The organism is Alicyclobacillus contaminans DSM 17975, assembly GCF_000429525.1.
Classification (GTDB): Bacteria; Bacillota; Bacilli; order Alicyclobacillales; family Alicyclobacillaceae; genus Alicyclobacillus_A; species Alicyclobacillus_A contaminans.
On sequence record NZ_AUCA01000083.1, the window covers coordinates 1 to 4,461 of the forward strand.

10 protein-coding genes are annotated in these 4,461 nt (G+C 53.4%); 8 read left to right on the top strand and 2 right to left on the bottom strand.

Translation table 11 applies throughout. The features are described 5' to 3' along the window. From G463_RS23285 to G463_RS24155, 4 genes are all read left to right on the top strand, one after another. Nucleotides 1-504, top strand: a 504-nt coding sequence (locus G463_RS23285; RefSeq protein ID WP_035487950.1) for a hypothetical protein, incomplete at its 5' end; no start/stop codon positions are given. Continuing rightward, a complete protein-coding gene (locus G463_RS0116930; RefSeq protein WP_026976082.1) occupies nt 479-1,234 on the top strand; it encodes a hypothetical protein in 756 nt (251 codons plus the stop codon). The genes G463_RS23285 and G463_RS0116930, both read left to right, overlap by 26 nt. After that, nucleotides 1,231-1,641, top strand: coding sequence for a hypothetical protein (locus G463_RS0116935; protein ID WP_026976083.1), 411 nt, complete (start codon nt 1,231-1,233; stop codon nt 1,639-1,641). Before G463_RS0116930 ends, G463_RS0116935 begins: the two co-directional genes overlap by 4 nt. Nucleotides 1,642-1,772: 131 nt before the next feature. Further along, a complete protein-coding gene (locus tag G463_RS24155) occupies nt 1,773-1,961 on the top strand; it encodes an HNH endonuclease (RefSeq protein WP_425387079.1) in 189 nt (62 codons plus the stop codon). Nucleotides 1,962-2,187: 226 nt separating this feature from the next. Here G463_RS24155 and G463_RS23035 read toward each other — a convergent pair whose 3' ends face one another. After that, nucleotides 2,188-2,349 carry a hypothetical protein gene (locus G463_RS23035; RefSeq protein WP_156900283.1) on the bottom strand — a complete coding sequence of 54 codons (162 nt, stop codon included), beginning with the start codon at nt 2,347-2,349 and terminating at the stop codon, nt 2,188-2,190. 280 nt (nt 2,350-2,629) lie between these two features. Continuing rightward, nucleotides 2,630-2,815 (bottom strand): hypothetical protein, encoded by a 186-nt coding sequence (locus G463_RS0116955; RefSeq protein ID WP_026976085.1) that lies wholly within the window; start codon nt 2,813-2,815, stop codon nt 2,630-2,632. Nucleotides 2,816-2,938: 123 nt separating this feature from the next. On the opposite strand from G463_RS0116955, the gene G463_RS23040 reads away from it, so the two are divergent. The 4 genes from G463_RS23040 to G463_RS0116975 form a co-directional block, all read left to right on the top strand. Then, entirely contained in the window at nt 2,939-3,097 is a 159-nt protein-coding gene (locus G463_RS23040) for a toxin-antitoxin system HicB family antitoxin (RefSeq protein WP_156900284.1), read from the top strand. Between the two features lie 50 nt (nt 3,098-3,147). Further along, nucleotides 3,148-3,714 (top strand): HNH endonuclease, encoded by a 567-nt coding sequence (locus G463_RS22015; protein WP_051322410.1) that lies wholly within the window; start codon nt 3,148-3,150, stop codon nt 3,712-3,714. Nucleotides 3,715-3,764: 50 nt separating this feature from the next. Further along, nucleotides 3,765-4,025, top strand: coding sequence for a helix-turn-helix domain-containing protein (locus tag G463_RS23945; RefSeq protein ID WP_026976086.1), 261 nt, complete (start codon nt 3,765-3,767; stop codon nt 4,023-4,025). A 62-nt stretch (nt 4,026-4,087) separates the two neighbouring features. Continuing rightward, nucleotides 4,088-4,461 (top strand): hypothetical protein (locus G463_RS0116975; RefSeq protein ID WP_026976087.1); only part of this gene is annotated, 374 nt, incomplete at its 3' end.

Below are 4,461 nucleotides of genomic sequence, written 5' to 3' on the forward strand. Positions count from 1 at the left end.
CGAGCATACCAGGATCTCAAGAAACAACTGGAGCGTACCCAAGCCGAACTCGCGGCCACCAAGGAACAGGCCGAATCCATCATGGAGCGTGACCGCCAACTGGTCGCTGAAAACGAGCGGCTGAAGCGCGAGAAGAACGCAGAGCCGAAAGTTGTTACCCAAGTCGTTGAGCCAGACGATTATCAACTGCTCAAGGATCAGGTCAAGCGACAGTCAGAGCAATTGGCGGCCCATACGCGAGAGGAAGTTGAGCGGGCAAACCGGTACGCAGTTCGAGATGCAATTCACGACTTGGCGCGCGGCGTCGGTGGTTTACTCAGCAAAGTTCAGATGCGGGTTGGCGAACACTCAGACTCGATGATCTCAGACCGCGAACTGTTTGGAACCGCCAAGAGTTGCGCAAAAATCCTCCGGGATGCAGCAGACTACCTGGATTCTCTCGTATCAGCTAAACAGCCACGGAAGGAGACGGTGATTGATGGCGACTTCATTGACATTGCGTGACCCAGTCGCTTTTGCGAAAGCGGAAGCTGAACGAGAGATTGGCAGAGCGCTGGATATTGCGCATGAAATTTATCTGGTTCGCCAATGCGCCACAATCCACTATGCCGACCTGATGGATGACGTTCCGGTAGGAACAGCCAGCAAGCAGATGCTTCTCGCGTGGATTCGAGACTATCCGAACCGACCAGGCATCATCACGTTGTACATGCGCGGTCGTCCTAATCACTTCGATGGCGGCGCGTGGATGGCAAGATATTTCGCCCAGTTCATTGAGTTCGCGAAGGGCAAGCTCACAGACCGGGAGTTCGTCGGATCGCGGAAGAAAGCAAACTTGTTTGCCGAGTCCTTCGGAAACGAAACATGGCGGCGTAAAGCCTGCGCGGTACTGGGACTTCGGATGCTGGAGGAGATGTACAAACGGCACAAACTTCGCAGTCGTGAAGCAGAGCATGTGCTGTTCATGAACTTCCAAAACCGATTGATGCTTGAGTCCATCAGTCGCATGGTTGGCCGCGTAGCTAAAAACAATGGCCTGTCTCCTTTCGATGGTTCTGATGCGGCGCGAATTATCCACGACAACTTCAAAGCTCAGTGGAAACATTGGCGAGAGCATCCGGGGCACCCGGAAGAAATGATGATGTTCGAGCGATTTGAGTTGGCGATTGAACGGACGATGATGCTCCTGTTTGTTCCTCAAACTGCATTGCTAGGAGCGGCGAACACGATATGAGCGCATACGCACAACTCATCAAATTTGGCCGCGTTCTCGAAAACCACTCCTTCGCTTCTGACTTCGCCAAGCAATATCCGGAAGAAGTTGTGGCTTTTGTTGAGGCGACAGACCGCCAAGTTCGATTTACGCCGGTGGCTGACTTTTTCTCACTGTTTCCGCCGATTAAGCGGTACGCCGACGACGGAATGTGGGACTATCACTCGACACTCAGGATGATTGAGGAAAGACTCGGAACGCACTTTGGAAAAGACGAATTCAAGCATCTGTTGATGTCTGATTGCTACGAGAATCGTTTCGTACATCTGGTCGGTTACGCGTTCATGTTGGCCATATCGGAACTGTACAAAAGGCAGACGGGCATGAGTGCGTTTGAAGCCTTTCTGATGGAGCAGGTGAAATCATGAAGCGCACACCGCTCAAACGATACACGCCACTGCGGGCCAGGTCACCCATGAAGCGACGTCGCGGCAAATCAGCTAGAGCACGGGAATTTTCTCCGGCAGTCAGGAGCGTGGTGATGGAACGTTCGGAAGGCATGTGTGAGTTGTGCGGGATGCGCCGGATAGCTCACCTACATCACGCAGTCTTCCGTAGTCAGGGTGGAACGGGTGAACTGAGCAACGCGATTGGGCTTTGCATCCCCTGCCACGAGATAGCTCACAGCAGTCGAGCGATCCGCGAGCTGTGCGTTGCGAAGGCAATGGAGTTGGCGGAAAGGTGGTGACCCACGATGGCGATGCAACTGACCAAGCCCGCGCCGCATAAGGCGGTAGTGGGAGGCGATAGCAACATGGAGGAGTGGGTTCTTCTGAGGGAGTGTGACGGGTGTCGAGTGTTTGTTCGTCCGACCTCATACCTCCTGATGGATCCGGAGGAACGTGACACCAAGTGGGAAGCCGACGCGAAAGCAGGTGTTTATCCAGCAGCACTCTGGGTTGAGACATTTCGGGCTATCGCGCCGAAATCGTCAGCTTGACAGTGACATCTTCGCAGTCAACAGACAACTCATCCACCAAGTCAGCCAATACCTCTTGCAAGTGGTCGAGGATGAGTTCGACACGGTGGGATGGGATGTAATCAGGAGAGTGGTGGACAACGCGAGTGAGTTCCATGACAATCGCTCCTTCGTGGGGTGATTGGGGGCGACTCAGGGCCGCCCCGGGGAAAATTTGGACGGGCTAGGAGGTGAAGCGGATGAAACAGAGCACGATTGACTACCTGAAGCAGGTTGGTTTGTGGCCGCCTGTAGTTCCAGAGGGGAGTGTTGGGAACTGCAACAACTGCAAGAGGGAGATCAAGGGGCCAGCAAACTTTTGTGGGCGTTGCGGTACCAAGTTGGAGGCTCCGAAACCCAACTGATCGGCCGCCACGGTGGAATGTTGGCTAAGTCCATCAATTTTCATCTTCTTTCTCTACATGAATTTCGCCATTCTGGCGTTCGTAGTCGAGGATGAACTGTTCAAGGATGTACTCGATTTGCATGGCGATGGAACGTCTCTCGCGTTCTGCGATGGTACGGATCTTCAGGAAGTTTTCTTCCTGCAGTCGCAGAGTGAAAACCTTTTTGTCAGTCGTCATGATAGCCCTCACCTTGACTTCGTAATGACATCACGATTGTAACTGGTGGATAAAATTTATTCCAATGCCACCTTGACATTAAAGTGATGTCACCTTACAATCTAATCAGGAGGTGACGTTACAGTGACATCACCAAAGAAGCTTCAGACGACATTACGGTTGCCGAAGTCCATGGATTCCAAGCTGGCAAAAAAAGCCGAGCAAATGGGCGTGAGCAAGAACGCGCTGGTCATGATGATCCTGACTAAGGCGTTAGAGGACGAGCAAGAGGATACCGCTTAGAGGTGTCGCAGCGCCGGTAAATTGGACGAGCTTGAGGGGAGGAAGCAGGCATGAAAAACGAGTTTGAGATTCGCGGAGATGTAACAGCGATATTTGTCAAAGCAAAGGGCGGCAAGATGCTGGAAACGCTCATCGACACTAGCGATCTTCCAATTGCCGACTCAATGCCAAACTCGTGGTACGCACATGCCGATTCAAGTCAGCATCGGTATTACGTCGAGGGGCAGCGATCGATTAACAAAAAGTGCATTCGGTATTCACTTGCGCGGTTGATTATGGGTGCCGACAAAGGAGATGAGGTTGACCACATCAACCACGATACCTTGGACAACAGGCGCTCGAATTTACGCATTGTCACGACGGCTCAGAACCAGCAAAACAGGTTTCGTGCTCAGGTGAACAATTTAACGAGCGGAATTCGAGGGGTGTCGTGGGATAAAAAAGCTCAAAAATGGGTGGCCTACATCAAACTCAATCAAAAGTCTTTGAAGATAGGTGTGTTTGACAGTTGTTCAGAAGCCGAAAAAGTTGTCGTGTTGGCACGAGCAGCACTAATGCCATATTCACCGGAAGCAAGAATGCTGCAGTGGATTGGAGAGCGGTACGGGGCTGTATGATCCGCTCTCCGGGTTAAAGCGAGGCGTTACTGAGAGGAGGTGAAGAGGGGATGAAGCGAGGGCGCAACGCAGTACTGAGGCTGATCCGAGTGTGGTCCGGTCAATACCAACATGATGTGGCGGCGGCACTTCATACGGACCAGAGCACTGTGTCACGCATTGAGCACGGAGGAATACCAGTGTCCGAGGAATTGGAACGCAGATTCGTCCTCGCGTGTGGCGGTGTGAGTGTGGTCCAGACGTTGATTGACCATCTGGAGTCGTTGATTGAGCGGCTGAATCGGAATAACAACCGTCTGTTACCAGCGTAACAGGATGCGGTGCATGTGATATGCGGATTGTGCATACGGGATGCAGATTGGAGGGATTGAGCATGGCGGAAGCCCTGAAAAAGGGAAGAGGCCCCTGCTGTGCGGCAACACAACAGGAGCCCGATGTCAACACAAACTTCGTCAGTCACGAGTATACCGGGACAGTCCAGACAGTGCAACCCTGCCCGTGCTGTGGCGAACCCGACCACCCGGACGCGATGTTCGAGGCTCTGTTTGAGGGCGAGGTGCAGAAGCTCTGTCAGCGCTGCGTGGACTGGGAGTGCCACACCTGCATCCGGTGCGGCCGGACGGTGCACAAGGACGACGCGGAGGCGGTCGACTGGGACCGATACCGCTGTCAGCCGTGTCACGAGCGGGTTATGGCAGCAGCGTACGCGAGGGCGTATGTGGAGGAAAGCCGAGACGATATGCGGAG

What these genes read in the sequence shown, in the direction of transcription:
- G463_RS23035 (WP_156900283.1), bottom strand. Translation starts at nt 2,349, where the DNA reads ATGGAACTCACTCGCGTTGTCCACCACTCTCCTGATTACATCCCATCC.
- G463_RS0116955 (WP_026976085.1), bottom strand. Translation starts at nt 2,815, where the DNA reads ATGACGACTGACAAAAAGGTTTTCACTCTGCGACTGCAGGAAGAAAAC.
- G463_RS0116930 (WP_026976082.1), top strand. Translation starts at nt 479, where the DNA reads ATGGCGACTTCATTGACATTGCGTGACCCAGTCGCTTTTGCGAAAGCG.
- G463_RS23945 (WP_026976086.1), top strand. Translation starts at nt 3,765, where the DNA reads ATGAAGCGAGGGCGCAACGCAGTACTGAGGCTGATCCGAGTGTGGTCC.
- G463_RS22015 (WP_051322410.1), top strand. Translation starts at nt 3,148, where the DNA reads ATGAAAAACGAGTTTGAGATTCGCGGAGATGTAACAGCGATATTTGTC.
- G463_RS0116935 (WP_026976083.1), top strand. Translation starts at nt 1,231, where the DNA reads ATGAGCGCATACGCACAACTCATCAAATTTGGCCGCGTTCTCGAAAAC.
- G463_RS24155 (WP_425387079.1), top strand. Translation starts at nt 1,773, where the DNA reads ATGTGTGAGTTGTGCGGGATGCGCCGGATAGCTCACCTACATCACGCA.